This window comes from Streptomyces sp. NPDC059851 (assembly GCF_042732005.1).
Lineage (GTDB): Bacteria > Actinomycetota > Actinomycetes > Streptomycetales > Streptomycetaceae > Streptomyces.
This window is the reverse complement of sequence record NZ_JBHWJJ010000074.1, coordinates 1-23,516: the sequence shown is the minus strand read 5'-3', so window position 1 is coordinate 23,516 and position 23,516 is coordinate 1. Positions and strand designations below refer to the sequence as shown.

The 23,516-nt window shown below is 69.7% G+C and carries 24 protein-coding genes and 3 pseudogenes; 16 read left to right on the top strand and 11 right to left on the bottom strand.

Going from position 1 to position 23,516, the window contains the following annotated elements; all coding sequences use genetic code 11:
- Positions 1 to 375 precede the first annotated feature (375 nt).
- The 6 genes from ACFV7Q_RS23630 to ACFV7Q_RS23605 form a co-directional block, all read right to left on the bottom strand.
- Entirely contained in the window at positions 376 to 870 is a 495-nt protein-coding gene (locus ACFV7Q_RS23630) for a GNAT family N-acetyltransferase (RefSeq protein ID WP_385431263.1), read from the bottom strand.
- On the bottom strand, positions 864 to 1,613 hold the full coding sequence (locus tag ACFV7Q_RS23625) for a protein kinase (RefSeq protein WP_385431262.1): 750 nt from the start codon (positions 1,611 to 1,613) through the stop codon (positions 864 to 866). Before ACFV7Q_RS23625 ends, ACFV7Q_RS23630 begins: the two co-directional genes overlap by 7 nt.
- 48 nt (positions 1,614 to 1,661) lie before the next feature.
- Positions 1,662 to 1,883 (bottom strand): hypothetical protein, encoded by a 222-nt coding sequence (locus tag ACFV7Q_RS23620; RefSeq protein WP_385431261.1) that lies wholly within the window; start codon positions 1,881 to 1,883, stop codon positions 1,662 to 1,664.
- 107 nt (positions 1,884 to 1,990) lie between these two features.
- Positions 1,991 to 2,362 carry a hypothetical protein gene (locus ACFV7Q_RS23615; protein ID WP_385431260.1) on the bottom strand — a complete coding sequence of 124 codons (372 nt, stop codon included), beginning with the start codon at positions 2,360 to 2,362 and terminating at the stop codon, positions 1,991 to 1,993.
- A 240-nt stretch (positions 2,363 to 2,602) separates the two neighbouring features.
- Positions 2,603 to 3,058: a hypothetical protein gene (locus tag ACFV7Q_RS23610; protein ID WP_385431259.1), complete on the bottom strand. Its 456-nt coding sequence runs from the start codon at positions 3,056 to 3,058 to the stop codon at positions 2,603 to 2,605.
- A 149-nt stretch (positions 3,059 to 3,207) separates the two neighbouring features.
- Complete coding sequence (locus ACFV7Q_RS23605) at positions 3,208 to 3,507, bottom strand: DUF6342 family protein (protein ID WP_385431258.1); 300 nt, start codon at positions 3,505 to 3,507, stop codon at positions 3,208 to 3,210.
- 898 nt (positions 3,508 to 4,405) lie between these two features.
- Between ACFV7Q_RS23605 and ACFV7Q_RS23600 the strand changes: the two genes are divergently transcribed.
- The 10 genes from ACFV7Q_RS23600 (at position 4,406) to ACFV7Q_RS23555 (ending at position 13,433) form a co-directional block, all read left to right on the top strand.
- The gene (locus tag ACFV7Q_RS23600) at positions 4,406 to 5,068 is read left to right on the top strand and encodes a hypothetical protein (protein ID WP_385431257.1); all 663 of its coding nucleotides are present in this window, start codon (positions 4,406 to 4,408) and stop codon (positions 5,066 to 5,068) included.
- A 49-nt stretch (positions 5,069 to 5,117) separates the two neighbouring features.
- Positions 5,118 to 5,573 carry a hypothetical protein gene (locus ACFV7Q_RS23595; protein ID WP_385431256.1) on the top strand — a complete coding sequence of 152 codons (456 nt, stop codon included), beginning with the start codon at positions 5,118 to 5,120 and terminating at the stop codon, positions 5,571 to 5,573.
- 307 nt (positions 5,574 to 5,880) lie between these two features.
- On the top strand, positions 5,881 to 6,165 hold the full coding sequence (locus ACFV7Q_RS23590) for a hypothetical protein (RefSeq protein WP_385431255.1): 285 nt from the start codon (positions 5,881 to 5,883) through the stop codon (positions 6,163 to 6,165).
- Positions 6,166 to 6,185: 20 nt separating this feature from the next.
- On the top strand, positions 6,186 to 7,034 hold the full coding sequence (locus ACFV7Q_RS23585; protein ID WP_385431254.1) for a S1 RNA-binding domain-containing protein: 849 nt from the start codon (positions 6,186 to 6,188) through the stop codon (positions 7,032 to 7,034).
- Positions 7,035 to 7,624: 590 nt separating this feature from the next.
- Entirely contained in the window at positions 7,625 to 8,038 is a 414-nt protein-coding gene (locus tag ACFV7Q_RS23580; RefSeq protein WP_385431253.1) for a hypothetical protein, read from the top strand.
- 8 nt (positions 8,039 to 8,046) lie between these two features.
- Positions 8,047 to 10,956 carry a tetratricopeptide repeat protein gene (locus tag ACFV7Q_RS23575; protein ID WP_385431252.1) on the top strand — a complete coding sequence of 970 codons (2,910 nt, stop codon included), beginning with the start codon at positions 8,047 to 8,049 and terminating at the stop codon, positions 10,954 to 10,956.
- A 219-nt stretch (positions 10,957 to 11,175) separates the two neighbouring features.
- Complete coding sequence (locus ACFV7Q_RS23570; protein WP_385431251.1) at positions 11,176 to 11,538, top strand: hypothetical protein; 363 nt, start codon at positions 11,176 to 11,178, stop codon at positions 11,536 to 11,538.
- A complete protein-coding gene (locus tag ACFV7Q_RS23565; protein ID WP_385431250.1) occupies positions 11,501 to 11,761 on the top strand; it encodes a hypothetical protein in 261 nt (86 codons plus the stop codon). Before ACFV7Q_RS23570 ends, ACFV7Q_RS23565 begins: the two co-directional genes overlap by 38 nt.
- A gap of 368 nt (positions 11,762 to 12,129) precedes the next feature.
- Positions 12,130 to 13,119, top strand: coding sequence for a hypothetical protein (locus ACFV7Q_RS23560; protein ID WP_385431249.1), 990 nt, complete (start codon positions 12,130 to 12,132; stop codon positions 13,117 to 13,119).
- A gap of 23 nt (positions 13,120 to 13,142) precedes the next feature.
- The gene (locus ACFV7Q_RS23555) at positions 13,143 to 13,433 is read left to right on the top strand and encodes a hypothetical protein (RefSeq protein WP_385431248.1); all 291 of its coding nucleotides are present in this window, start codon (positions 13,143 to 13,145) and stop codon (positions 13,431 to 13,433) included.
- Positions 13,434 to 13,602: 169 nt separating this feature from the next.
- Here the strand turns inward: ACFV7Q_RS23555 and ACFV7Q_RS23550 are convergent, their stop codons facing one another.
- Positions 13,603 to 13,833 (bottom strand): transposase, encoded by a 231-nt coding sequence (locus ACFV7Q_RS23550; protein WP_385431247.1) that lies wholly within the window; start codon positions 13,831 to 13,833, stop codon positions 13,603 to 13,605.
- 278 nt (positions 13,834 to 14,111) lie between these two features.
- On the opposite strand from ACFV7Q_RS23550, the gene ACFV7Q_RS23545 reads away from it, so the two are divergent.
- Complete coding sequence (locus tag ACFV7Q_RS23545) at positions 14,112 to 14,903, top strand: IS5 family transposase (RefSeq protein ID WP_385431246.1); 792 nt, start codon at positions 14,112 to 14,114, stop codon at positions 14,901 to 14,903.
- On the opposite strand, the gene ACFV7Q_RS23540 is transcribed toward ACFV7Q_RS23545, so the two are convergent.
- From ACFV7Q_RS23540 to ACFV7Q_RS23530, 3 genes and pseudogenes are all read right to left on the bottom strand, one after another.
- Positions 14,860 to 15,411 (bottom strand): hypothetical protein, encoded by a 552-nt coding sequence (locus tag ACFV7Q_RS23540; protein WP_385431245.1) that lies wholly within the window; start codon positions 15,409 to 15,411, stop codon positions 14,860 to 14,862. The two genes, ACFV7Q_RS23545 and ACFV7Q_RS23540, sit on opposite strands and share 44 nt — an antisense overlap.
- Before the next feature lie 112 nt (positions 15,412 to 15,523).
- Positions 15,524 to 15,802, bottom strand: a pseudogene (locus tag ACFV7Q_RS23535) (IS630 family transposase); the annotation flags it as partial.
- Positions 15,799 to 16,338 (bottom strand): annotated as a pseudogene (locus tag ACFV7Q_RS23530) (winged helix-turn-helix domain-containing protein). The pseudogenes ACFV7Q_RS23535 and ACFV7Q_RS23530, both read right to left, overlap by 4 nt.
- A gap of 70 nt (positions 16,339 to 16,408) precedes the next feature.
- Between ACFV7Q_RS23530 and ACFV7Q_RS23525 the strand changes: the two are divergent.
- The 4 genes and pseudogenes from ACFV7Q_RS23525 to ACFV7Q_RS23510 form a co-directional block, all read left to right on the top strand.
- Positions 16,409 to 17,101, top strand: a complete 693-nt coding sequence (locus tag ACFV7Q_RS23525; protein ID WP_385431244.1) for a transposase family protein — start codon at positions 16,409 to 16,411, stop codon at positions 17,099 to 17,101.
- 199 nt (positions 17,102 to 17,300) lie between these two features.
- A complete protein-coding gene (locus tag ACFV7Q_RS23520; RefSeq protein WP_385431243.1) occupies positions 17,301 to 18,311 on the top strand; it encodes a TniB family NTP-binding protein in 1,011 nt (336 codons plus the stop codon).
- Between the two features lie 163 nt (positions 18,312 to 18,474).
- Positions 18,475 to 19,929 carry a TniQ family protein gene (locus tag ACFV7Q_RS23515; RefSeq protein WP_385431242.1) on the top strand — a complete coding sequence of 485 codons (1,455 nt, stop codon included), beginning with the start codon at positions 18,475 to 18,477 and terminating at the stop codon, positions 19,927 to 19,929.
- 355 nt (positions 19,930 to 20,284) lie between these two features.
- A pseudogene (locus ACFV7Q_RS23510) lies at positions 20,285 to 20,524 on the top strand (transposase); the annotation flags it as partial.
- Here the strand turns inward: ACFV7Q_RS23510 and ACFV7Q_RS23505 are convergent.
- Positions 20,518 to 21,408, bottom strand: a complete 891-nt coding sequence (locus ACFV7Q_RS23505; protein WP_385431241.1) for a LysR family transcriptional regulator — start codon at positions 21,406 to 21,408, stop codon at positions 20,518 to 20,520. The pseudogene ACFV7Q_RS23510 and the gene ACFV7Q_RS23505 overlap by 7 nt on opposite strands.
- A 271-nt stretch (positions 21,409 to 21,679) precedes the next feature.
- Here ACFV7Q_RS23505 and ACFV7Q_RS23500 point away from each other — a divergent pair, with 271 nt between their 5' ends.
- Entirely contained in the window at positions 21,680 to 23,002 is a 1,323-nt protein-coding gene (locus ACFV7Q_RS23500; RefSeq protein ID WP_385431240.1) for a serine hydrolase domain-containing protein, read from the top strand.
- Positions 23,003 to 23,516: the final 514 nt, after the last annotated feature.

The following is a 23,516-nucleotide window of genomic DNA, read 5'->3' as shown; positions in this document are numbered from 1 at the left end:
CGGTGATCGCCTCGGGTCGGCGCAAGCAAGGCCGGCGCCGTCACCGTTCCCCGCTTCGACGCCGGCCACGTCGACGACCTCCCCGGGGCACACCCCGAGGTCGACTGGGCGCAGCTCCGCACCGTCGGCAAGGGCCGGCGCTCTCCCCTCGCCGGACTCCGGACGCAGCCAGCGCGACACCTCTTCCCCTCGGCTATCGCGTGGGAAAGAGGTGTCGTTTTGCGAAAGGGGCTTGCCCACGCCCGCTGACCTGGGCAAACGGAAGATCATCGAATTCGGAGGGTCCCACCTCCGGTCACACCTGCGGTCCCCCGCCTAATGCAACCGTGCAGACAACCCTCCAGCCCCCTTCCGGTGCAACCCTCTTCGGGGCCTTCAGTTTGTCCGGTGCTGGAGCGCGTACGTCTCGTACGGCACGGCGGTGCCGTCGGCGGCGGGGTGGTCGGTGGTGCCGGTGCGGGTGAAGCCGGCCTTGGCTAGGACGCGGCCGGAGGCCGGGTTGGCGGGGTGGTGCATGGCTTCCACCCGTTCCAGGCCGGCGGTGGTGAAGGCAAAGGAGACAACCTGTGTGGCGGCGTTGGTGGCGTAGCCGTTGCCCCAGGTGTCCTCGCGCAGGATGTAGCTGATGGTCCCCATGACGGGCGAGCGTCGCCGCAGAGCGATGAGCCCGATCATCTCGTCGGCGGCGAGGATGCCCCAACTCCACTGCGCCCTCGGCGTCTCAGCCGCCCGGACAAGGGCGCTGCGGATCTTCTCCTGCGCCTGGTCGAGGGGAAGCGCGCGGCCGGTGGTGTAGCGGACCGAGGCTCCGCTGTACATGCGGGTGAGGGCGGGGGCGTCGTCGAGGGTCAGGGCGCGCAGGGTCACCATGCTGCGATCAGTTCCTTGGCGGTGGGGCGGTCGGCGGGGTCAGGGGCCAGGCAGGCGGTGATGGCGGCTTCGAAGTCGGGGAACAGCCAGGGCCGTACGTCAGCCAGCGGCGTGGGGCGGCCTTGAGCGATGGCGGCCAGCTTGTCCGGGCGGTCGAGGCTGTCGTCGTAGGAGACGGGGCGGTGACCGGTCCAGCACCAGAACAAGGAGGCGCCCAGGCTCCACACGTCAGCGGCCGGCTGCGCCTGAACGTGTGTGTCCGCCGGGGTCGCGAGAACGGCGGTCGCGATCTCGGGGGCGGTGGTGTGGGTCAGGGCGCCGCGGTACGGCAGGCGCCCATCGGGTTCGGGGCCGCAGGCGAGGGCGTAGTCGATGACCTCGGCGCGGCCGCCTGGGGTGATGAGGGTGTTGGTGGGCTGGACGTCGGCGTGGGCCCAGCTGGCGGTGTGCATGCCGGCCAGGTGCTCGGCCCAGGTGCGGGCGATCTGCTGGAGCCAGGGCCTGACCGACGGGCGGTCGCCTTCGGGGCCGCGGGCCAGGGCGAGCGCCCGCCACAGCGGCACGCCGTCGACCCAGCCGACCGCGAGCCACCGGCCACCGTCCCAAGGGCCGGCGTCGATGCGGTAGTCGGGGCGAAGGGCCCCGGCCTCGGTGAGGCGGAGGAGGTGCTCGTCCTCCTGGGCCATCTCGGCGGCCTTGTCCCGGGCCGTGTCTTCCTCAGGGCTGTTCGCCTTCAGGGCCACAGCTCCCCGGGCCTTGGATCTTCCAGGCCCGGGAGCCGCGCCGGTAGCTCAGGAGGCTTGCGGTGAGGGGATCGCCGAGTTGTTCGGTGAGACGGGTGAGGGCTTCACCGGGGGGAGAAAGCGCTCGGCCCATGTCTTGATCTCCTTCCACTGGTCGGGGACGTACTCGAAGAGGTCACGGCCGTCGTCCTCGGCAACGGCGAGCGCGGCCGCCAGCTCCGGAGTCGCGGCCAGGAAGCGGGGGTCGCGGCGGCGTACGGCGGCCCTCACGGGAGGAACGAGACAGGGGCAGCCGGGATCCGGTCGCCGGCCCGGGTGGTCTCCTCCTCGCCCGCATGGAACTTGCCGAACATGATCCCGACGGGGCCGTAGAGGTTCTACAGAACCCAGTGGGGCCAGGCCAGCAGGTCCCGGTGCGCTGCACCGGGGACCTCGCCGAGGAGGACGATGTTCTCGCACCGCAGTCCGCCGTGCGGCCGGTTCAGCAACGGGCGCAGCCACTCCGCGGCCTGGACGCCCGCGTGGAAGAGCTCCGCCTCCACCACCGCGGGCTCGCCGTCGGCCTGGAAGACCGTCCAGGTGGTGAGGCCCTGCTGGAGGGAGGGGGCCAGGTACGGGCAATGGGCGGTCATCTGCCGCACGTACGCAGCGAGCAGTCCGATCAGCTCGTCACGCCAGCGGCGGACAGTGGACTCGGACACGCTGTTTCCACCGGCCATGTCGGCCAGGCGCTGGTCGTGACGCAGCACGGCAAGGACGATTACCGCGATTCCTCCCGGGCGGCAGGATCCGCCACCTGGACCTTATTGCCTTCAGGTGGCGTCGCAGCAGGTCGGCGAGGTGGTTGACGGTGTGCGTGGACAGCGGCAGACGGCACCTGTAGACAAGCGAGCAGGTGCGTTCTTTGGGGTTCGTCACACCGTTCCAACGGCCCCCGAGGATGCCCCGGTTACGCCCGCGCCCCACGGCTCTGGCCACCGGCCTTTTGGTCACAGGCGAGTGGTGAACCGGCCGTCGGGGAGTTTCCGGAGCCAGCCGCGATCGACAAGTCTGACCAGTCTCCCGCGCAGTGGTTCCAGCTTGGCCCGCACACTGACGTCCGCTCCCAACATCTCACCGACCTGCCGGGCCATGACCGGCCCGGCGGCCCCCCGCACGGCGGCGAGGATGCGCTGGTAGTCCGGCGGGAGCGCGGTCTCCTCCACATCCGTCGTGCGGTGCGGAATCAGCATCACCGCCCGGCCGCCCACCTGCCCGGGCATCGGTGCGGCCGAGGCGCGTTCTTCGGCGAGTTGCTCGCACACCCGTTCAAGGACCCTTTCGGCGACGGCAAGTTCGTCCCGCTCGGCTCGCATCTTCGCCAGCTGCTTGGCCAGCTGTTCTTCGAGTTCGTCCAGTTCCGCGCGGCGCGCGGTGATCCATTCCAGCAGCTCGGGATCCACCATGCGCAGGATCGTAGAGGTGGAGGCGGTGGCAAAGTATGCCACCGCCTCCACTAGGTCGTCAGCCGAGCTTGAACGGCTGGATGCTGTTCAAGCCCCTCTGAAACTCGCCCACCCTGATGGGCCGAGGGAGAGTGAGTGTCTTGCCCTTACTAATACGACAGGTCCTTCTGCTCCGTGATCAGACGGCCGGCGATGTGCAGGTTGCCGTCGGAGTCGAGTACCGCGATGACCTTCTTCGTGGAGCCGTGGTGGGTCGTGAAGTAGATCTTGTCCGCCTCCTGCGAGGTGGAGTAGTTCGTGTTCACCGACAGCTCGATGCTCACCGGCGAGCTAATGAGCACGTCCTTCTTGGGTGAGTTCGGGTAGATCTGGTTCGGCCGCAGCTTGATGCGGCCATGGGTGTCGCCCTCGTCCCAGTCCGTCGCCAGTCCAAGATCGATCTCGGCCATGTGACTTCCCCTCCAGTTCAGGCGGACCGCTACTCCTCTTGCAGGTCTCCAGCCACGTCGCTCCGTGTCTACAGCCCGGCAAGGACGCGCCCCGCTCCCCCAGTGAAAGAACTCCAGCCCGGGTACGTCGCAACGCTTCCCGAACCAGATCGAGAACCTACCCGTCCCGTTCACCTGATGGGGGCAAACACCACAGATGGCTACAAGAAGACTAAATATATCCTCAGATGGCTGAATAATTGCGTACTGGCGGTGAGGGGAGAAGTGTCTGCTCGGCCGCTCCGTGACAGCAAACCAGCCCTCTGGTCGAGTGCGCCTGCGTCAAGTCCAAGGTCAAGTCGGGGCAGAGCGCCGTGATGGTCGATTCGCATGGCTCCGGCCCTATCGGCCGGAAGGGGCCGGCGACCGACTCCGACACTGTCCACACCCGCCGCTGATGCCGGAGAATCCCCTTCCGACAGGCGATCTCCTTCACAGACTGCCGCCCACGACCAGTACAAGCACTCTGAGAACCGGTCACACACCAGCCCTTTGACCTGCGACTTCAAGTTGGCGGAGGCTCACCGCACCGCACCGCATCGCACCGGGGCCATGACGCGCACCACCGTGCACCGCACCAGGTGCGCGGCCGCGTTGGCGAGCCCTATCACACATCTCGCGGCAGCGACCTGCTGTGTCAAGGAGAAACGTGCCGGTGGCGAACCTGGTCAAGGGGTGGGACCGAACCTGGTCAAGGTGGGTGGGGCGCGTGGGCCCGTGCCGTACGGGTGCGGCACCGGGTGCCGGCGAGAGTGCCGCGCATCGTCGGATGGTGCGCGCCGTGCGGTGCGGGACATCGTGGTGCGCGCGAGAGTGGAGCCCACCGTCAGCTGATGCGCACCGCAGTGGACTCCGCCCGATGGAATCCACTGAGTACCGCCAACTTGAAGTCGCAGGTCGAAGCGCGGAGAAGATCGTCTGTCAGCACGGCTGGGGCGGAGAGAAGCGCGATGCAACACAGTCGGCGGATGTGCGAGCCTTCTGCTCCCAGACGCCGACCGAGAAGACGCTGATGACCCCCGACGACGCCCTCAAGCAGCTCAGCCACATCGCGCGCGAGCGGGCATTCTGCAGTCACGTCGGGTCCGACCGGCTCATCCAGGCAGGGCTTGACGCGTTGATTGCCGGGGTTGAGAGCCCCTCCCTCGCCATGCTGGCCGGCCTCCTCCGGATCGAAGAGCCCGAAGCCCCAGCGCTCTTCGATCAGGTTCTGGAGGAGTTGGGACTGGTTTTCCAGCCCCCCGCTGATCCTCGCGCCGCGAAGTGGGCGATGGCCCACTGGGTTGCCGGTCAGATCGTTGACGGATCTCTGGACCCTGCCACCGGCGCCCACATCATCTGGGCGGACATCGCCTATGACCTTGGCTATCCCGAAGATCTGGAAGCCCTCGTCTCCTGTGCACGCAGCTGGGAAGACTGCCAGGAGAGCCGGGGAGTCTCCATTGAGGAACTCAACAGGGAAGCGATCGAGGCGGCGAAACAGTTCTTGATCAAGCGGTCGACAGCAGAGGCAGGAAGCTGACCGCCGGTTCTTGCCCGCGATGGTTGGGCGGTCTTCTACGATCCGGTGCATGTTGGATCCCGAGCTGCTGGAACGGATCACCGCGCGGCGCGCAGAACTGGACGAACTCGAAGAACAGCTGGCCAAACAGCTGGCGGAGGTGCGGACCGAGCGGGACGAACTCGCCGTCGCTGAGCGAGTCCTTGAACGGGTGAGCGAACAGCTCGCCGGCGAACGCGCCTCGGCTGCGCCGATGTCCGGGCAAGTGGGTGGGCAGGCGGTGATGCTGATCCCGCACCGCACGTCGGACGTGGAGGAGGCGACGCTCCCGCCGGACTATCAGCGCATCCTCGCCGCCGTGCGACAGGCCGCTGGACCGGTCATGGCCCGCGAAGTCGGCGAGGTAGTGGGGGTGGACGTCAGCGTGAAGGCCAAGCTGGAACCGCTACGCAGCAAGCTGGTCAGACTCGTCGATCGCGGCTGGCTGCGGAAACTACCCGACGGCCGGTTCACCACCCGCCTGTGACCAGGAACGCGGTCCGCTCGGCGGACTACGCCCGGCATCGTCACCACAGCCAGGAGACACCAGTGAGCGACGCTCACTCATGGCGGGTGTCAACTCCGGCTGAGAGGGCGGCTGATGGAGAGCACGCGGGGGGCATCGTTCGCGGCGGAGGTCAAGCGCTCGCGGAGGCGGCAGGCATTGACCAGCTGGAGATCCGCGAGCCACAGATCGGAGGCTTCGCCCACTTCGCCTGGAGCCACCGGTAGACGGCTACGGCCTGGCCGACCTGTTCCCGGCCGGCCCGGCCGGGTTCCACGACGGCGCTCTGGTGCCGATCGCCGTCGGCCTGGAACTCGTCCGGTCCATGCTCCGCGACAACTACATCGGCAGCAACCAGCCCTGCGAAACCGCACTGGCCCGCACCCGCACGCTCGGCCTGTTCCCGGAACGCGTAGACGCCTCGCCGTATGACTTCGCCCCCGACGACCCCGCGTACGTGGAGCGCCCGGCCGACGCCGACTTTGGGGGCCGCCTGCACTGGACCGTCCGTGCCCACCGCGCGGTGTTCCTGGAGGAGGTCTTCGCCGCAACGCCTCCCGGTGGCACCGCCTGACCCGCGACAACATCGAAACTGTGCGCTCCAAGCTGGCCCCACGCGCACAGCTGGCAATCTGGCCAGACCTGCTCACCGACGTCGACACGGCCGTGGCCGCTCTGCCCGACGAAGGCCTCGTGGAGATCGTCTGGGAGGACGAGGACGGGCAGATCACGAGCACGGTCGTGGACGAGACACAGTTCGAGGCAGTGACCTCCCAGCTCGCCACCGCGCGTGCTGCCGGCGTCGTATCCATGTATGCCGGTGAAGATCTCCCGCTGTTCACAGCTGTGCTGCCCGACAGCGACGGCGTTCGACGCGCTCGCTGGCAGACCGAGCCGACGCCCAGCGACCGGGACTGGGCCTTCCTGAAGACCTTGCGGCGCGGCCAGGTCGTCACCGGCACAGTGACGACCATCGCCAGCTTCGGCGTCACCTTCGTCGACATCGGCGGCTTCACCGCGATGATCAACATCCCGGAGTTGTCCTGGCGTCCCTTCGACCACCCGTCCGACGTCGTCAGCGTCGGCCAGGAGGTGACAGCCGAGGTCCTCGACGTCGACATGGTCTGGGAACGGGTACCGCTGTCGCTCCGAGCAGTGCAGGAAGACCCCTGGCCGCAGGTAGCGCAGAGGATCGGCGAGGTGGTCATCGGGCCGGTCACCAAGATCGTGCCGTTCGGCGTCTTCGTCCGCATCGAGGACCGAGAGGACGGCTTCCAGGGGCTCGTGCACACCAGCGAGCTGGATGAATCGTCCAAAGACGTCGTCGAGGTCGGCGACGCCCTCACTGTCAAGATCATCGACGTCGATCTCGCGCGCCGCCGTATCGCCCTGTCACACGTCCAGGCCCTTACCTCCACTACCGAGGGTCAGCCGTGTGACTGACGACGAGAGGTATCCGGTGCAAGCCGAGTTGCGCCTGATGACGTAGAGCTACTTGTTACTTCGCGGCAGCTTCGGGAGTACAAGGCCGTGTTGGCTGCTTCCCGGACTCCCGCCACCAGGCGTCGAACGCCGCGTAGCTCTTGCTCCGCTCGGCGGGGCCGTTCGAGGGGTGGTGCAGAAGCTTCACCCCCACGCGGCACGGGGCCGCGCCAGCCGTTGCCCGCCATGCACCTGCCGCAATGTTGAGCATCGGAGTTGGCCATCCGGGCCAGGTATCGCGCTCAGTCACACACCGTTGCGACGGAGCGCGATAGTTGGCCGTTGAATGCGCTAGTTGGCCTCTGAGCTTGATAGTTGGCCCGCGGGGTAGCGCTTTCCCCGCCGGATCCTGCAACTGCACCTGGACACTCCCGTCGAGCGGCTGCTGCCCTGCGGCACGCGCCACGGCGTTCCCTGGGCCGACGGGGGCGCGGCGTGGCTGATCGCTCAAACGGACCGCGAGCAGCGGGATTTGATGCCGTCAGACGGTTCACCGGGCGCTTCGTTAGCATGTGTGTCGCATCGACTCCGGGAGAAGCGAGGGGCGCACGGTGGACGGTTCCATGGTTGACGCGGTGGTCGCATCGGTGGGCGCGGCGGTCGGTGCCTACGGCACGGCGGTACTCACCCGAGGGGAGGACGCCGCCGCGGACGCCACGGTGCGTCTCGGGCAGCGCCTGCTCGCACGGCTGCGGCGCAACCCGGAGTCCGGGGACCAGATCGTCGAGGCGGTCGAGGATGTCGCGGCTCACCCCGAGGACGTCGACTACCTCGGACTGCTTCGCGCGAAGATCGTCAGAGTAGTCGACGGCGACCGGGTCCTGGCTGGGGACTTGGCCGAACTCCTCGCGGCGGCCGGCCGACCGGTGGTCACGGTCAGCGGCGACCGCACGGCCGCGGTGCGGGAGAACACTGGCATCGTCTCGTTGGGCGACCATGCCAGCAATACCGTCAGGGATCGCTGAGCGTCGGCGTGGACCCCTTCAGTCGGCGGGCCGCGGTCGAGGTCAACCACGGGATCATCTCCCTGGGCGACGGTGCGAAGAACACGATCAACAACTACCACCACCCCCTGCCCTCGGCGGCGTCGCTGAGCTGGCCGGGCGGTCCGGGCAGGCTCTCACCGACAGCCCTGGCTGCCGGCCGCTTCGTAGGCCGGGAGCAGGAACTTAGCGATCTGCATACCGTCCTGCAGTCCGGAACGGGGCTGATAACCGTTGCGGGCCTCGGCGGAGTCGGCAAAACGGCGCTGGCCTGCCGCTACGCCCAGATGCGGCAGGATGCGTACAGCCCTGTCTGGTGGATCACCGCCGATAGTCCCGACCGGATCGAGGCCGGCTTGGCTGCGCTGGCCGTGCGGATGGTGCCCGAGTTGAACAGCGCACCCCTGCCGGACGCCGCCGCGTGGGCACGCAGTTGGCTGGCTTGTCACGACGGGTGGCTTCTGGTCCTGGACGACGTTGCCGCACCGGCCGATGTGCAGGACTTGATCGGTTCACTGGGGGGCGCCGGGCGTTTCCTGATCACCAGCCGCCTCGCCGAGGGCTGGCAGGACCTGGTCGACCGGCCCGTGACACTCGGGGCCATGCCAGCCGAGGACGCCACGGAACTGCTGCGGCGCTCCTCGGGCCGCACAGACCTTGCCGACGCGGCCCGACTGAGTGCCCGGCTGGACTATCTGCCCCTCGCCGTCGCGCAGGCGGGCGCCTATCTGTCCCAGACTGGCATCAGCGTGGGCGAGTACCTGGACCTCCTGGACCACAGCAGCGCCGAAACTTTTCGCCAAGCGGCTACCGGGACACCCGAGGACCGGACGATCGCCGCTGTCTGGACCGTGACCCTGGACAGGATCGCCGCGGAGGACACGCTCGCCCTCGAAGCGTTCAGGACCCTGGCCTGGTTCGCCCCGGCCGGCATCCCGCGCAGCCTCCTGACGCCGATGGCCGATCAGCGAACGCTCGTCCACGCCCTAGGCCTGCTCCGCGCGTACCGCATGGTCGACATTGTCGACGGCTCGCTGTCGGTGCACCGACTCGTGCAAGAGGTGTTCCGCACACCTGACGCGGCGATCCGGCACCGCGAGGACGAGGCCGTCGCCCGGGGGCGCGCCCGCTCGGTGGACCTCCTCACCCGGGCCCGCCCCCCGCTCGACGCCGGACTCGAGGTCTGGCAGCGGTTCCTGCCGCATGCCGACGCCCTGGTCGCGTACACGACTTCGGCGCAGGACGACTCCGCGACGACCGGCATCTTCGAGGCGGCCGCGGGCTTCCTCGGCAGCCAGAACCTGCAACACCGGGCGGTCCGGTACTGCTCCCGGATCGCCGACTTCCGCGAGCGGACGCAGGGGGCGCACGATCCTGCCACCCTGCACGCCCGCGCCAATCTCGCGGCCGCGTGCTTCGGGGCGGGGGACCGGGTCCGGGCCCGTGATCTGCTCACGGCGAACCTGTCGGACCAGCAGCGGATCCTGGGCCCCGACCACCGCCTGACCCTGGCGTCCCAGGCCTACCTGGCAGCCATCACCTACACGGACGGCGACCGGGACCTCGGCATCGAATTGCTGGAGGCGAGCCTTGACCACCGGGAACGGGCCTTGGGAGCGGACCATCCCGACACCTTGGTCTCCCGCGGCAACCTCGCCGTCGCCCACCACGAACGCGGCAACATGGGCCGGGCCGTCGGCCTGTTCGAGGCCCAACTCGGCGACTGCGTCAGGATCCTGGGCCCGGACCATTTCGACACCCTGCGCGCCGGTTACCACCTCGCCAGTGCCTACCACGCCGCCGGGAACGCGACGGATGCCGCCCGGCAACTCAGGGCGGTCCTCGCCGACTGCGAGCGGGTCCTGGGGGCGAGCCACCCCCTGACCGCGGCCGTCCACTCCGACGTCGCCACGGTCGAATCGGAACTCACCCAGCAGCCGCGCGACGACATCGAGCAGATGGGGGCGGACCTCATCGAATGCGAACGGGAGCACGGACCGGAGCACCGGAACACCCTGTCCGCCCGCGCTGTGCTCGGGAGTGCCTACCTCCGGGCTGGAGACGTCCGGTCGGCCACCGAGGTTCTGGAACCCGCTCTGGGATACGCCCTGTGGGTGCTGGGGCCAGACCATCCGACCACCGTGAACATCAGTCACCAGCTCGGCGACGCCTACTACGCGGCCGGCCGGCACGCGCTGGGAACCGAGATGGTCCGGGAGGCCCTGGCCGACTGCGAACGGATGCTGGGCCCCGCCCACTGGGAGACTGAGAACGTCCGGGCCACCCTCGTCCACATGGCCGCGTCCTCCGTGGTCACCCGAATCCCGGGGGCTCGGGCAGGGAGCCGTCTGCTGAAACGGATGCGGCGCCGCAGCCGGCTGGACGGGTCTGCTCCGCCCGACGGGCACCAGGGGTGGATCCGTCCCGACACCGACCCCGAGCGGGTCCGCGTGGCGGCGGCCGAGGGCCTGCGGCGGTGCAGGAAGGGCGAACTGCGCGCGTCGGAAGGGCACCTGCGCGTCGCTGCCGACGGCGGGAACACCTCGGCAATGGCCAATCTGGGGATGGTGCTGGCCCGGACCGGCCGCCCAGCCGGAGCCGAGTTCTGGCTGCTGCGCGCGGTGGAGGCCGGCGAGGAAGCCGCAAGCGGCCCCCTCGGGGGCCTGCTGGTCGAAAGGGGACGGTTCAAGGAGGCGCAACCCTGGCTCAGGCGTGCTGCGGCAACCGGCTCGGTCGACGCGATGATGGACCTCGGGCACGTGCTCATCCGCACCCGCGGCGGGCGGAGCGAGGCCGAGCTGTGGTACCGGCGGGCAGCCGCCGCGGGCGACCCGGAGGCCGCCCGCTTCCTGGAGCAGTGGGCGGTCCTGCACCCCCGACGGCCGCCGGGGCCCAGCTGAACTGTTTCCGGGCTCTGCCGGACTCATGATGTTCCGTGCGGCGGCCTCCGCTGCCTGCTGCGTCGTCGCCGCTGGGGCGCCCACGCTGCGGAACTCCAGAGCCGAGGCGACCGTCCGGTCGGCCGCCGGTAGGTGCTGAGCATCGGAGTTGTCCAGCGACGGGGGGCGGTGCTCGGGGTGGACGTGCGGCCGGGGGGTCGGGGACAGTGGGCGGACACGGTGAAGTTCGCGGCGACCGCCCGGGCGGTCGCGGCGGCCGGCTGGGCCTACGTGTTGGTGGCGGGGTGGCGTCCACGGGCGGTGGAGGCGGTCGAGGTACTGGCCGGGCGGCGCCGCGCGATGCAGACCCCCCTCGGTTGCCAGAAGGTCCTGCTGGCTGCGGCGCAGGCGGGACCGATGGACCTGGCGCAGCTCGCAGCGACGACGGGGATGCCTGCGGTGGCCCGCGCCCACTTGCTTCACCTCCTCTGGCACCGGCGGCTGGCCGTCGACCTTGATGATGTGCTGGGCGACGTCTCCTGGGTCCTCCCGTCAGGAGCGGACGATGACCGGGCAGCGGTTCGGGCTGGAGGAGCTGCCTGAGGGCGAGCGTGAGCGGCTTCGGTTGCGGCTGGAGCACCTGCTGGAGGTCGAGACCGGGTTCCGCAGCGGTAGTCGGTACTGGGCTCGGCCGGATGAGCCGGGGGCCACGTACGATCCGGCGACGACGACCGTGACCGGGCGGCGCCGGGCGAAGGCAGTCGAGCTGGGCACCTTGAGCAGGGAGGAGGCTCGGCAGCTGGGCTGGTCGGGAGTGGGCGAGTGAACCCTGGGCCGGATGGCAGCGGCCTACCGCGAGCGGGGACCGGCCGGCTTGGTAGACGGCCGCCGGACCGGCGGGGCGCGGGGCCGGCGGTCAGTGGGCCCGGAGGTGGAGGAGGCGATCCGGGCAGTGCACGAGCAGTGTCTGCGCCGGTCGCGGATCAGCATGGCGTCGCGGGAGCGGTTGATCCACCAGTACGTGCGGGAGGTGTTCGCGGACCGGGAGGTGCGGGTGATGCCGCACCGCACGACGTTGGCGCGGGTGTGGAGGGAGTGGTTCGGGCCGGGCGGTGCCCGCCAGCGGTACGTACGGTCGGCGGCGCCGTGCCCGCACCGGCCGGGGCTCCGGTGGTCGCTACGCGGCCGGGGCAGGTGGTGGTGCTGGACTCGACGCCGTTGCCGGTGAAGGTCCTCGATGACGTCTTCGGTACGCCGATCACGGTGCACCTGACGATCGCGCTGGACGCCTACACGCACTCGATCGTGGCGTTCCGGCGGACGCCGGTGGCGGAGTCGTCGATCGAGGTGGCGATGCTGCTGCGGGACTTGCTGTCGCCGCTGCGGATGCGCCCGGGCTGGGACGAAGACACGGCCTGGCCCTACCCCGGCGGCCCTGCGGCGGAGCTGGCGGGGCTGGCGGGGCTGGCGGGGCTGGCGGGGCTGGCGGGGCTGGCGGGGCTGGCGGGAGGCCCGGTGGCGGGGCTGCCGTTCTTCACCCCGGAGGCGATCATTGTCGACCACGGCGCCGTGTTCAAGAACCATCACCTGGTCGAGGTCGCTCGCACGCTCGGGGTGGATGTGTTGCCGGCGCGGGCGATGCGTCCGACTGACAAGGCGGCGTGTGAGCGGGCGTTCGCCGCGATCCATTCGCTGCTGCTGGAACTCGTGCCGCGCGGCATCGATGTCGCCGACCGCGGCGCCGATCCGGAGGCCGATGCGGCATGGACGGTGGCAGAGATGGAGCACCTGCTCGCCTCATGGATGGTCGCGGTGTGGCAGAACCGCCGCCTGGACCAGCATGCCCCCGCCTGGGACCCCTCGGGCCGGCACAGCCCGAACACGCTTTTCGCCGCCGCGGCCGCGCGGGACGGCATCAGCCTGGAGATCCCTCCGCCCCAGCTGTACTACGAGCTGCTGCCGGTGCACTTCGTGAAGGTCGATCCCCGGCGCGGGGTGAAGGTCGGTGTACGGGGCGAACAGCCCCTCGCTGGAGCCGTGCCGGGCGCACCAGCGCCTCGGGGCGGGAGGCACGCGGAAAAGTGGGCAGTGCGCCGGACCCACGGGACTGCCGGCAAGTGTTCATCGAGCTCGACGGCACTTGGCAAACCCTGCCGTGGAACGCCCTGCCCCGGGGGGAGATAGTGCCCGCCTTCGGGGACGCTCGGGTGAGCGAGGTCCTCAAGGAGGCGGCCCGGGCCGGACTGCGGCCGCGGACGGATGCCGAGCTGCTGCCCGTGCTGCTGGACCTGCTGGCCGCGGTCACCCCAGTCGAAGTCTGGCCGGGCCGGCCGGAGGCGCGGCAGAAGGCGGCCGGCCGGGCCCGGGAACTCGCCCACGCACGCGCCGCTCTCGCGGACCGGCCCAACCAGCAATCCCTGCCGGCCCCGGCTCACCGTGCCGCACCGGGCACAGAGGTGGTCGACGCGATCACTGAGGTCTTTCAGAGTGGCCACTGATCGGGTGACCGGTCGGCGTCCCGCAACGCACGAGGCTCCTGTGCCGTTGAGAGAGGTGTTCGACGTCTCAACTCATCAGCGCAGGAGCCTCGTTGGTTCCCTGTCCTGCCTCACTTGACCTGCCTCACGCGCTGGTCGAGTGGGTACTGAGGTTGTAGGCGTGGTGTCGTCAGGGTCCGGTCGCCGCGAGGCATCCGTCGATGATGTCGCTGCGGTATTGGATCTGGCGGAGGCCGTGTCGTAGTCGGCGGATGAGGTGGTCGGGGTCGGTGAAGGCGGTGTTGGCCTGACTGGTCCGGCGGAGGATCGACCAGATGCCTTCCACAGGGTTGAGGTCAGGGGTGTAGGGCGGCAGGTGGTAGGCGGTAATCCAGTCTTGTGCGTCGATGAAAGCCCGCATGCGGCGGTCTTTGTAGCTGTTGTCGTTCCGATCTTGAGGGGTGGGCGTCGAACGGGAGTCTCGATGGGGTGATCGCGACTGGCCGTGGGCATGAAGGCAGGGCCTCTTGGTAGCTCGGGGTTGCGAAGCCAACCGAGATCCAGGAGACCCTGTTGCCGCAGTTGTACGTGCTCACGCCGGTGGAGTTCAACTCGGCTGCTCTGTCGTGTGATTGTGTCGCTCACCGGTTCGGGAATGCGGCCGATCACCCGGAACGTGTTCGGCGGTATCCCTCGGACATGACGGACGCGGAGTGGGCTGTGGTCCGGCCGCTCCTGCCGGTGCCGGGCTGGATGCGGGGCCGGGGCGGGCAGCCGGAGGCGTACTGCCACCGGGCGATACTGGATGCGATCCGTTATCTCGTGGACAACGGCGTCAAGTGGCGGGCGATGCCGGCCGACTTCCCGCCGTGGGACCGGGTCTACGCGTTCTTCCGCCGCTGGCGCGACCACGTGCTGGTCAGGGAGTTCCACGACCGGCTGCGCGACCGGGTCCGCCAGAAGGCGGGCCGGGATGTGGAGCCGACGGCCGGTGTGATCGACTCGCAGTCCGTCACGGCGGACGCCGTCGTCGGCGCCGACAGCCGCGGCTTCGACGGCGGCAAGCTGATCAACGGACGCAAGCGGCACGTCGTGGTCGACCCCCTCGGCCTGCTGCTGGGCGTCATGGTCACGAGCGCGGACATCGGAGACCGTGCCGCCGGGAAGGCGCTGCTCGCCCAGGTGGCCGACGCCCGCCACCGGCTGGAACTCGTCTGGGCTGACGGCGGCTACACCGGCAGCCTCGCCGAGCACTGCCTGGCCGCGTTCGCCCTGGTCCTGGCGGTCGTGAAACGCAGCGACGACACGCGCGGCTTCGTGGTGCTGCCCAAGCGGTGGATCGTCGAGCGGCTCTTCGCCCATCTGATGCGAAGCCGCCGCCTGGTCCGCGACTACGAACGCCGCACGACCAGCGCCGAGGCGATGGTCTACTGGTCGATGACCATGATCATGACCCGCCGCCTTGCCCGCTCACGTTCCGCGCGAGCGTGAACCGGCCCGGCGCAGGCTCGGCCAGCCAGCCCCGCGCGACCAGGCGTTTCGCCTTCGACCGCAACGCCTCCACCTTCGACGGCACCGCGTCCAGGCCGAACAAGACGGCCATCTCCTGGCAGGTCAGCGGCCCTTGATGAAGGCGATGCCGGTCGGCGAGAGCCTGCAGGATGCGCTGGTAGTCCAGCGACAGTACGGACGCGTCCAGCCCCTCGCGCCACACCGGCACCTGCGCCTTCGGCTTCGCTGCCGTCGACGCCGACGATTCCTCCTCTGCCTGCCCCTGCCCCTGCGCCGGCATCGCCCGTTCGGTCCCTGCGTGATCTGCGGTTTCGTCCACCGGACCCAGCACCTCGCCGACCCGTGAGCGGGCGATGACCCACTCCTTCCATTCCCGCTCGGCCACGACCAGCTCGGCTTGGACGCGGTCGGCCTCCTCCCGCAGCTCGTCCACACGACGGCGAGCACCCAGCTCGCGCTGCTCGAGCAACCCCACGACCGACGGCATCCACGGCCTCCCCAGGAACGATGACACGACAGGCCACCCCTCCCACGGAAGCACCTAACCTATGCCTGACCAGCGAAAACACCGGTCTCAGGTTCGGTACGACAACACCTACTTTGTGAACATTCAGGTTGTCCCAAACGAGGACGATCGGTCCGCCGAGCTGCTGGTGGGCGGCGATGAGGAGGTCGCGGTACTCGGTCCAGGCGAAGCTCTTGCGGCCCCCGCTCTTGTGATCGGTGTGCCGTTTGGGCCGGTAGACCAGGCGGGAGCGTTCGCCGGGTCTGTAGCAGCACAAGGCGGCGATGGAGAAGCGGCGCTGGGAACGGCCGCGCACCCGGATGACCGGTGTGCTGCCGCGCCGGCTCCAGGTGCGGGAGGTCGGCGGCGTCATCGAGAATCCCGCTTCGTCTTCGAAGACGATCCAGGCCCCGAGCGCCGCCGCGGTGTTTCCACGTGCGGCCACACCTCCTTCACCCAGCCGGCCACAGCCGCTTCGTCACGCTCGACGGCCCGACGGGCCGGCACCTGGTGACTCCAGCCGTGCCGCCGCAGCATCTGCGAGATCCCCGACAACGTCATCGACTTGTGGAACCTGCGGCCGATCAGCGTCTTGATCCTGGCCAGCGTCTACCGCTGGTCCGGCCAGCCATGCGCGACGGGGCCCTTGGCCAGTTCCTCCTCAAGCACGGCGAAGAGCGCATCGCTCAGCTTGGGACGAGACGCCGGTCCACGGGAACGGACCCCGTCCCGACCGGCCGCACTCCAGGCCTGCCGCCACCGCTGGACCGACCGGACGCTGACCCGTAACTCCTTCGCGACCTCGCTACTGCCCCGCCCGGCGGCGAACATTGCGACTGCTTCCATCCGGACCCGCTCGCGGAATGCTTGCCTCTCCGCGGTCAGACCCCCACCCTGCGGATACCTCATACACCCGGCATACCGCGACGATCAACGATCGTCAGCCCCCTAAGACAACCCGACTTCAAAGTCAGTAACCATGCTCATCATCACCCGTGAGGGTGACCGCCGCTGCAAGCTCCGGCCGCACCAGCGTGCTCTCGTCGCCCTGATCTACCTCCGTCGGCACGACCCGCTCACGCAGATCGCCGCCGGCTTCGGAATATCCGTCGGTACCGCCCACGCCTACGTCACCACCGTCGTCGGCCACCTCGCCCGCCGGGCTCCCGGCCTGCTGCGGGTCCTGCGGGAAGCCGATCCCGATCACGTCCTGCTCGACGGAACGCTCGCCGAGTGCGACCGGGTCGGCGACAGCCGGGCCGACTTCTCCCAGAAGCACCGCCGCCACGGCGTGAACGTGCAGGTCATCGCCGATCCCGCGGGCAACCCGCTGTGGATCTCGCCCGCCCTGCCCGGCCGCACCCACGACCTCACCGCGGCCCGCGCCCACCGCATCTTCCGGATCTGCGAACGCCAAAGCGTGCCCGTCCTTGCCGACCGCGCCTACATCGGCGCCGGCCCCTGGGTGACCACACCGATCAGACGGCTCCCGCACCAGGACCTCAACCCGACCCAGCGGACAATCAACCGGGCCCTGTCGGCGGCACGAGCACCCGTCGAACGAAGCGTCGCGCGACTGAAGTCCTGGCGCATCTTCCGCCGAGCCCGCTGCAGTCCCAGCCGCATGACCGCCATCGCCGCCGCCGTCCTCACGCTGGAGAGGCAACGCTGAAAGAGCTCACTGCCGACCGTGCCCGGGCGTCGCCGTGCGGCAGCGGGCGACACACCTCCGGTGCCCGGCAGACGCTCGGTGACGACGTGCGCTCGCGCATGCTCTACCCGACAGCCAGGCCCCGATCCGACCACGATCACGACAGCTGCGGCACCGAGGGCACCAGCGATGACCCTGTGGGCGGGGAGGGGACGACACGATGAGCGGTGACATCCCGGTTCGGGATACGCTGGCGGGCTGGGGAGCGTGGCGGCTCACTCGGCACGACTTCACGCCCACGCCGCGCATGACCCTGGCCCGATTGCGGGCTCTGTCCCCAGCCAAGAAGGCGGCCCATGACCTGGCCCGGGCGGCCACGCACGCGAACCTGCCGCTGCTGGGCACGCCCATGAGCCGCCAGGTTGACCGGCTGTTGTTGGCGCGGATCAGGCAGAACGTGGTCAATGCCCGGCCGGCGACCCGGGCCGGGGTGATGGTGTCCGGCGGCGGCTATCAGGGCAAGACCGAGACGGTGTGCGAGATCGCCGCCACGTTCGAGGACTCCTGGCGCGAGCTGCACCGGACGAACCCCGAGACGGTCCCCGGCACGCGGGACGCATGGGTGCCGGTCGCCTACGTCCAGACCCCGGTCACCGCCAAACCCAAGAGCACCTGTAAGGCGATCTTCGACTTCTACGGCGCCCCGACCAAGCGCATGGACCTGCCCGAGCTGGTCGCCCAGGTCGCTGCCTCGCTCACCGACCACGGCACGACGGTGCTGATCGATGACATCACCCGGCTGTGGATGCACCGCGCCGACGACCAGGACACCCTGGACCTGATCCGCGCATTCATGAGCATGCACGTCACCCTCGTCCTGGTCGGCGTTGACATCCCCGCCTCCGGCCTCATGGGCGAAGGCCGCCCCACCGCCACCAACGAGCGCCGCGGCCGGTCAACGGGTGGGAGCCGACCCAGACCGAACGCCGCTTCGACCTCATCGAACTTGACCGGTTCCGCTACGACACCCCCGAGCAGACCACCGCCTGGACTTCCCACCTCGCCGGTGTCGAGAACCACCTGCGGCTACTCAAGGCCCGCCCCGGGATGCTCACCGACGGCACGATGCCCGAGTACCTCTACGCCCGGACCAACGGTGTCGTCGGCCTTCTGGAACGGCTCATCGAGGACGGCTGCACCGAGGCGATCACCAGTGGCACCGAGCGCCTGACCGAACCCCTCCTCGACAACCTCCCGCTCACCCTCGCAGATGCCACAGGCCGCGACGCCCAAGCGGGCGAGATCCCAGCCGTTCCCGCCCACCGGCCCGGGGCCCGGACCGCGCGACGCCGCAACACCGTCTTCGACGACTACGGACCGCAGGCGGGAACCGCATGACGACCGCGCTGCCCCGGTCTGTGAAGCCCGCGCCGGGCGAGCTGCTGCCCGGCTACCTCCTCAGGCTTGCTCACCGGATCGGGGGCGCGCCGCTCGACCTCGCCCACCGCTGCAACCTCACCTCCGGCACCGAGCTGTCCACCCGCTTCCTCGTCCGCCTCACCGAGCTTGAAGCGCAGCGGATCGGCACCGTCTGTCGGCTCGACCCGGCTGAAGCGCACGCCTTCACCCTGGCCCGGCAATACCCCGGCTACGCCCCCGTCGGCGACGTCTACCTTGGCCGGCACCAGAGCCACACCACCATGGCCAACGACGGCTGGGTGTTCACCGCCTTCAGCCGCTACTGCCCCGACTGCCTCACCGACACCGCCCACCTGCCCGGCGGCCCCGTCTGGCATAGCGCCTGGCGGCTGCCCCACACCTTCCTGTGCCCGCGCCATGACCGGCTTCTCGCCTGGCGCTGCCCCGCCTGCCAAGCCCCTGCCTTCTCCAACCGCTACGCCAGCAACAGCAGATGGCGTCGCGTTCAGCTCACTCCCGGCCCCGACCAACGGCTCCACCCCGCACAATGCCGCCACCGTGCTGGTACCGCCCGCACACCAGCCTGCGGCCACCGCCTGGACCACGAAACACCGACGTCGCCGCTCCCCACCCCGCAGATGTCCCGTGCGCACGAACGGCTTGCGGCCGCAGCCGCAAGCCGGCCCGACAACCTCGTGGAGAGCTGCGGCCAGCCGGTGGCATCCGAGGTGTTCCTCCACGACGTGCGGCTCATCGCTCTCGTCGTTAGTCGCACATGGCCGGCCGCGTCTGCGCTGCTCGCCCCCTGCGGCCCTGCGGAAGGGACCGGCACCCTCGACTCCGGCGCTCGTACGGATGGCTGGGTCGCCCGCTCCCATGACGCTCCGCCCGCCGACCCATTTGCGGCGGCCGCATTGTTCAGCACCGTCGTACGCCTGTTCGATCATCCCGACGCAGGCACGGTCCTAGCCCGCCTGCTCGCCCTGATCCCGACTGCCAGCCCGGGCCGGCCGCGCCTGCGGCGCCTCATCCTCCACTGCTCACCCGCCGTGCGCGCGATCCTCAGCGATGAGGCCCGCATCCGACGCAGCGCCAGCGGCCCGCCCGAACTATTCCCGCAGCCGGCCACCTACCTGAGCCTCCTCGATCCCAGCAGCATCCCCGCCACGCTGCCCGAGCGCTGGGCAGGCCCGCTCGACCTGCTCGATGCGCCGCCCCGCGCAATGCGACGGGACGCCGCTATTCGCCTCGTGCAGATGGCCAGTGGCCACCCCCGCACTGCTGCCGCTCGCCACCTAGGCATCGGGCCAAAAGTCCTACCGTCGACCACTCTGCTGATGCGCACGTGGCAGAAGCAGCCGGGCAATGCCGAGGCCTACCAGTCAGCACCACGGCATGTAGCCGCGATCGCCATCCGCAATGGCAGCTGATCGAACGGGCTAGATGGGGCTCCTGCGTCGGGGCCCAAGCAGCGGGCCTGTTCAGGGCCCGCCGGCCGGTGACATGGCTACGGCGCTCAATCAGGTGGGTTCCGCGGTTGATCGCAGCAGTCGGTGGTACTGGCCGGCAGTGGCCGCGTCGTTAGGCATCATGTGCACCCATGGGGCGGCAGCCGGTGGAGGACAACGAGCTGGTCGAGCATAGAACGGTGCTCCAGTACGAGACGGGGGCTTGTGGCTGGCAAGTGGGGCGCGTCGAGGCTGGGGTTCGGTTGCTGCCTGCGTACTACACCCGCCACGGCCGGTTCTTTCAAAACTGGACGACGTTTCCCGATGAGGTGGTCAGAAGCTGTACGGCGACAAGGGCTACGACTACCGCCACCTGCGGCAATGGCTCGCTTCCCGCGGCATCCGGCACCGTCTCGCCCGTAAAGGTGTCGAGTCGTCCCAACGCCTGGGCCGACACCCCTGGGTCGTGGAGCGGGCCGTGTCCTGGCTGTCTGGCTGCCGACGCCTCCACCGCCGTTACGAGCGCAAGCCGGAACACTTCCTCGCCTTCACCGCCATCGCCGCGACCTCTCAGTGCCTCGCCGTACCCAAGTCCCCCACAACCTGGGCAAGTGCCCGGACGGGGGCGAACTCGGTGTCGCTGCGCCAGACCAGGCCCCAGCGCAGGCCTGGCCAGTCGTGGATGGGCAGATAGACGATGTCGGGGCGGGCGTGGTAGCGGGTGACGTGGGCGCCCAGGTTGTGGATGACGTCCCCGGCGGCGACCTGGGTGAACAAGTCGTCCAGGCTCTTGATGACCGGGCTGTGGCGTTCGATCGGGCGGCCGCTGGGGGTTTGGAAGGGCGTGAAGGCGTCCGCCCAGTAATCAGGTCCGGCCGGGCCCTGCCAAATGCCGAAATCGCCGAAGACCTCCAGGGAGACCGATGGCCGGACGGCCAGTTCGTGGTCGTGGGCGACGAGTGCCACCGCCGGCTCGGTGTAGATGACCGGCCCCACCGTGAGGTCGGGCTCCTCCACGGGCAGCCAGGCGACCAAGACGTCGATCTCTCCCCGCCGCAGCGGGCCGAACGCGTCGACGAACGGGTTGTGCCGTATGCGCAGGGCCCACTGCGGGTGGCGGGCGCGGAACGCCTCCCAGTAGGGCCGTAGATCGTGGGCGTTGCTGGGCAGCATGCCCACGCGCAACACCGCGGTCGTGCCCCGCGCGGCGAGCCTGGCCCGCTCCACGCTCTCCTGTAGCCCCCGGTAGACCGGCAGCAGGTCCTCGCGCAGTTGCTCGCCCAGCGGGGTCAGCCGCACGTTTCGGCTGGTGCGCTCGAACAACCGCGCCCCGACGCCTCGTTCCTGCTTCTTGAGAGCCTGGCTGACCCGCGCTTGCGACACGTGCAGCCGTTGGGCCGTCCTGCCGAAATGAAGTTCTTCCGCAAGCGTCAGGAAGATCTCGATGTCCCTCAGCTCCACCCGTCCCGTCCCCGTCCCCCTCGGCGCTGTGACGACGCACCACGATCCATAAGCGGCAGGTTATCCGGCCTTTCGTGATCTCCCGTTGTTCCCCCTCCGGCCAGGCGAAATGCTGAAGGGCAGGCCGGACGACCAACTCGGCGATCAAAATGAACACAAGGGGGACGACATGTCACAGGCCACCAGACAGACCGTGAGCTGGGACGAGCGGGGGAACTGGGCTCTGAGTGGCGGCGCGGGCGGTGGGCTTTCGCGAGCGGGGCTGCACCGGATGCGCGAGGTGCTTGCCGGTTACGTCGAGTCTGGGGCGGTTCCCGGACTGGTCGCCCTGGTCGGCAGGGGCGACCAGGTGCACGTCGAGGCCTTGGGCACCCTGCACGCGGCTCATCGATCGGATGCTCGATCGGTTGGCCGTTCGGGCGGCGGATCGGACGCCGGACTCCACGGTGGATCGGAGGGCGGATCGCCGGACGGCGGTGGGGCGGATGGCCTCGTCGGCACTGCTCGCGGTGACCGACGATCTGCGGGGGCTCCGGGCGGTGCGCCGATGCGTCGGGACACCCTCTTCCGCATGGCCTCACTGACCAAGCCGGTCACTGCCGCGGCGGTGATGATCCTGGTCGAGGAATGCCGACTGCGACTGGACGACCCGGTCGAGACCTGGCTGCCCGAGCTGGCGAACCGGCGGGTGCTGGCGCGGATCGACGCCCCGTTGGACGACACCGTGCCCGCCCGGCGCTCGATCACCGTTCGCGATCTGCTGACCCTGACCTTCGGTTTCGGTCTGGTGCCGGCTCCGCCGGACACGTACCCGATCCAGGTCGCCGTCCGGGAGCGGGGCGTCATCGGTGACGGGACCGCGAACTGGCCGACGGTCGGACCGGACGAGTGGATCAAGCAGCTGGGCGCTCTTCCGCTGATGTACCAGCCCGGCGAACGGTGGCAGTACCACGTCGGCTCAGACGTGCTCGGGGTCCTGGTCTCCAGAGTGGCGGGCCGGCCCTTCGGGGAGTTCCTGCGCGAGCGGCTGTTCGAGCCACTGGGGATGGTGGACACCGGGTTCCACGTGCCCGCCGACCGGATGCACCGGCTTCCCACCAGCTATGCCCACGACCCGGAGACCGGCGAACTCACGACCTGGGACGAGGCCGTCGGCGGCAAGTACAGCCGGCCGCCGGTGTTCGAGGCCGGTGGTGACGGTCTGGTCTCCACCGTCGACGACTACCACGCGTTCCACCGGATGCTGCTGAACAAGGGGAGCCACGGAGGCGAGCGCGTCCTCTCCCGCGCCTCGGTCGAGCTGATGACCATGGACCACCTGACGCCGGAGCAGAAGGTCGAGAAGGACCAGTTCGGTGACCTCTTCGGACGGCACGGCGGCTACGGCTTCGGCATGGCGGTGCGCACCCATCGCCGTGACCTCGCGTCCGTGGGGCAGTTCGGGTGGGACGGCGGCCTGGGCACGACAGCGTACGCCGACCCGGCGGAACGGCTCATCGGGATTCTGCTGACGCAGACGGCCATGGACTCCGCGGACACCCCCCGACTCCACCAGGACTTCTGGACCACCGTCTACCGGACGCTCGACGACTGACCAGAGGCGGGTACTCCGTCGGTAAACGAGTGTTCGGTCCAGTGAGCCGGCGCGCCCTCGACCCGCTCGGACGTGCGGGCGCTCTGCCGTGGCAGCTCGACTGTGTTCAGGCGGCGTGCGCGGGCCGGCGCGGTGTCCGGGTCTCCGATGCGATACAGCGTGCACCGCGGGGCCGACAGCCCCCAAAGGCTCTGCTGTGTCGGGGCGGCGGCAAGACGGGCGAGGTAGTCGGCCGTCTGCTCAGCCAGGGCGGCGAACTGGAGTGCCGGCTTTGCAGGTGCCTTGGGCGGCGGTGTGGGCGAGCATCCCGGACGCGTCCAGCACCGGCGCGATGGGGCGGGCGTCGGTCAGGCGGGTGCGCGCCTCGTCGAGCAGTCGCAGGGCCTGATCGGTGCGACCGGTGCGCCGTAGCGGGGTTGGGGGGGGGGCCCCGGGGCCCCCCGCCGGGTTAGTGAGGCACGCCACCCACAAAAAACACCACTACGGCGGCAACCGAAAAACCCCCCCCAGAAAA

Excerpts from the sequence above, each read along its gene's own strand:
- ACFV7Q_RS23630 (WP_385431263.1), bottom strand. The coding sequence starts at position 870 with ATGGTGACCCTGCGCGCCCTGACCCTCGACGACGCCCCCGCCCTCACC.
- ACFV7Q_RS23610 (WP_385431259.1), bottom strand. The coding sequence starts at position 3,058 with ATGGTGGATCCCGAGCTGCTGGAATGGATCACCGCGCGCCGCGCGGAA.
- ACFV7Q_RS23605 (WP_385431258.1), bottom strand. The coding sequence starts at position 3,507 with ATGGCCGAGATCGATCTTGGACTGGCGACGGACTGGGACGAGGGCGAC.
- ACFV7Q_RS23600 (WP_385431257.1), top strand. The coding sequence starts at position 4,406 with ATGGAATCCACTGAGTACCGCCAACTTGAAGTCGCAGGTCGAAGCGCG.
- ACFV7Q_RS23595 (WP_385431256.1), top strand. The coding sequence starts at position 5,118 with ATGTTGGATCCCGAGCTGCTGGAACGGATCACCGCGCGGCGCGCAGAA.
- ACFV7Q_RS23565 (WP_385431250.1), top strand. The coding sequence starts at position 11,501 with ATGACCGGGCAGCGGTTCGGGCTGGAGGAGCTGCCTGAGGGCGAGCGT.
- ACFV7Q_RS23550 (WP_385431247.1), bottom strand. The coding sequence starts at position 13,833 with ATGCGGGCTTTCATCGACGCACAAGACTGGATTACCGCCTACCACCTG.
- ACFV7Q_RS23545 (WP_385431246.1), top strand. The coding sequence starts at position 14,112 with ATGACGGACGCGGAGTGGGCTGTGGTCCGGCCGCTCCTGCCGGTGCCG.
- ACFV7Q_RS23540 (WP_385431245.1), bottom strand. The coding sequence starts at position 15,411 with ATGCCGTCGGTCGTGGGGTTGCTCGAGCAGCGCGAGCTGGGTGCTCGC.
- ACFV7Q_RS23525 (WP_385431244.1), top strand. The coding sequence starts at position 16,409 with ATGCTCATCATCACCCGTGAGGGTGACCGCCGCTGCAAGCTCCGGCCG.
- ACFV7Q_RS23520 (WP_385431243.1), top strand. The coding sequence starts at position 17,301 with ATGAGCGGTGACATCCCGGTTCGGGATACGCTGGCGGGCTGGGGAGCG.
- ACFV7Q_RS23515 (WP_385431242.1), top strand. The coding sequence starts at position 18,475 with ATGACGACCGCGCTGCCCCGGTCTGTGAAGCCCGCGCCGGGCGAGCTG.
- ACFV7Q_RS23500 (WP_385431240.1), top strand. The coding sequence starts at position 21,680 with ATGCGCGAGGTGCTTGCCGGTTACGTCGAGTCTGGGGCGGTTCCCGGA.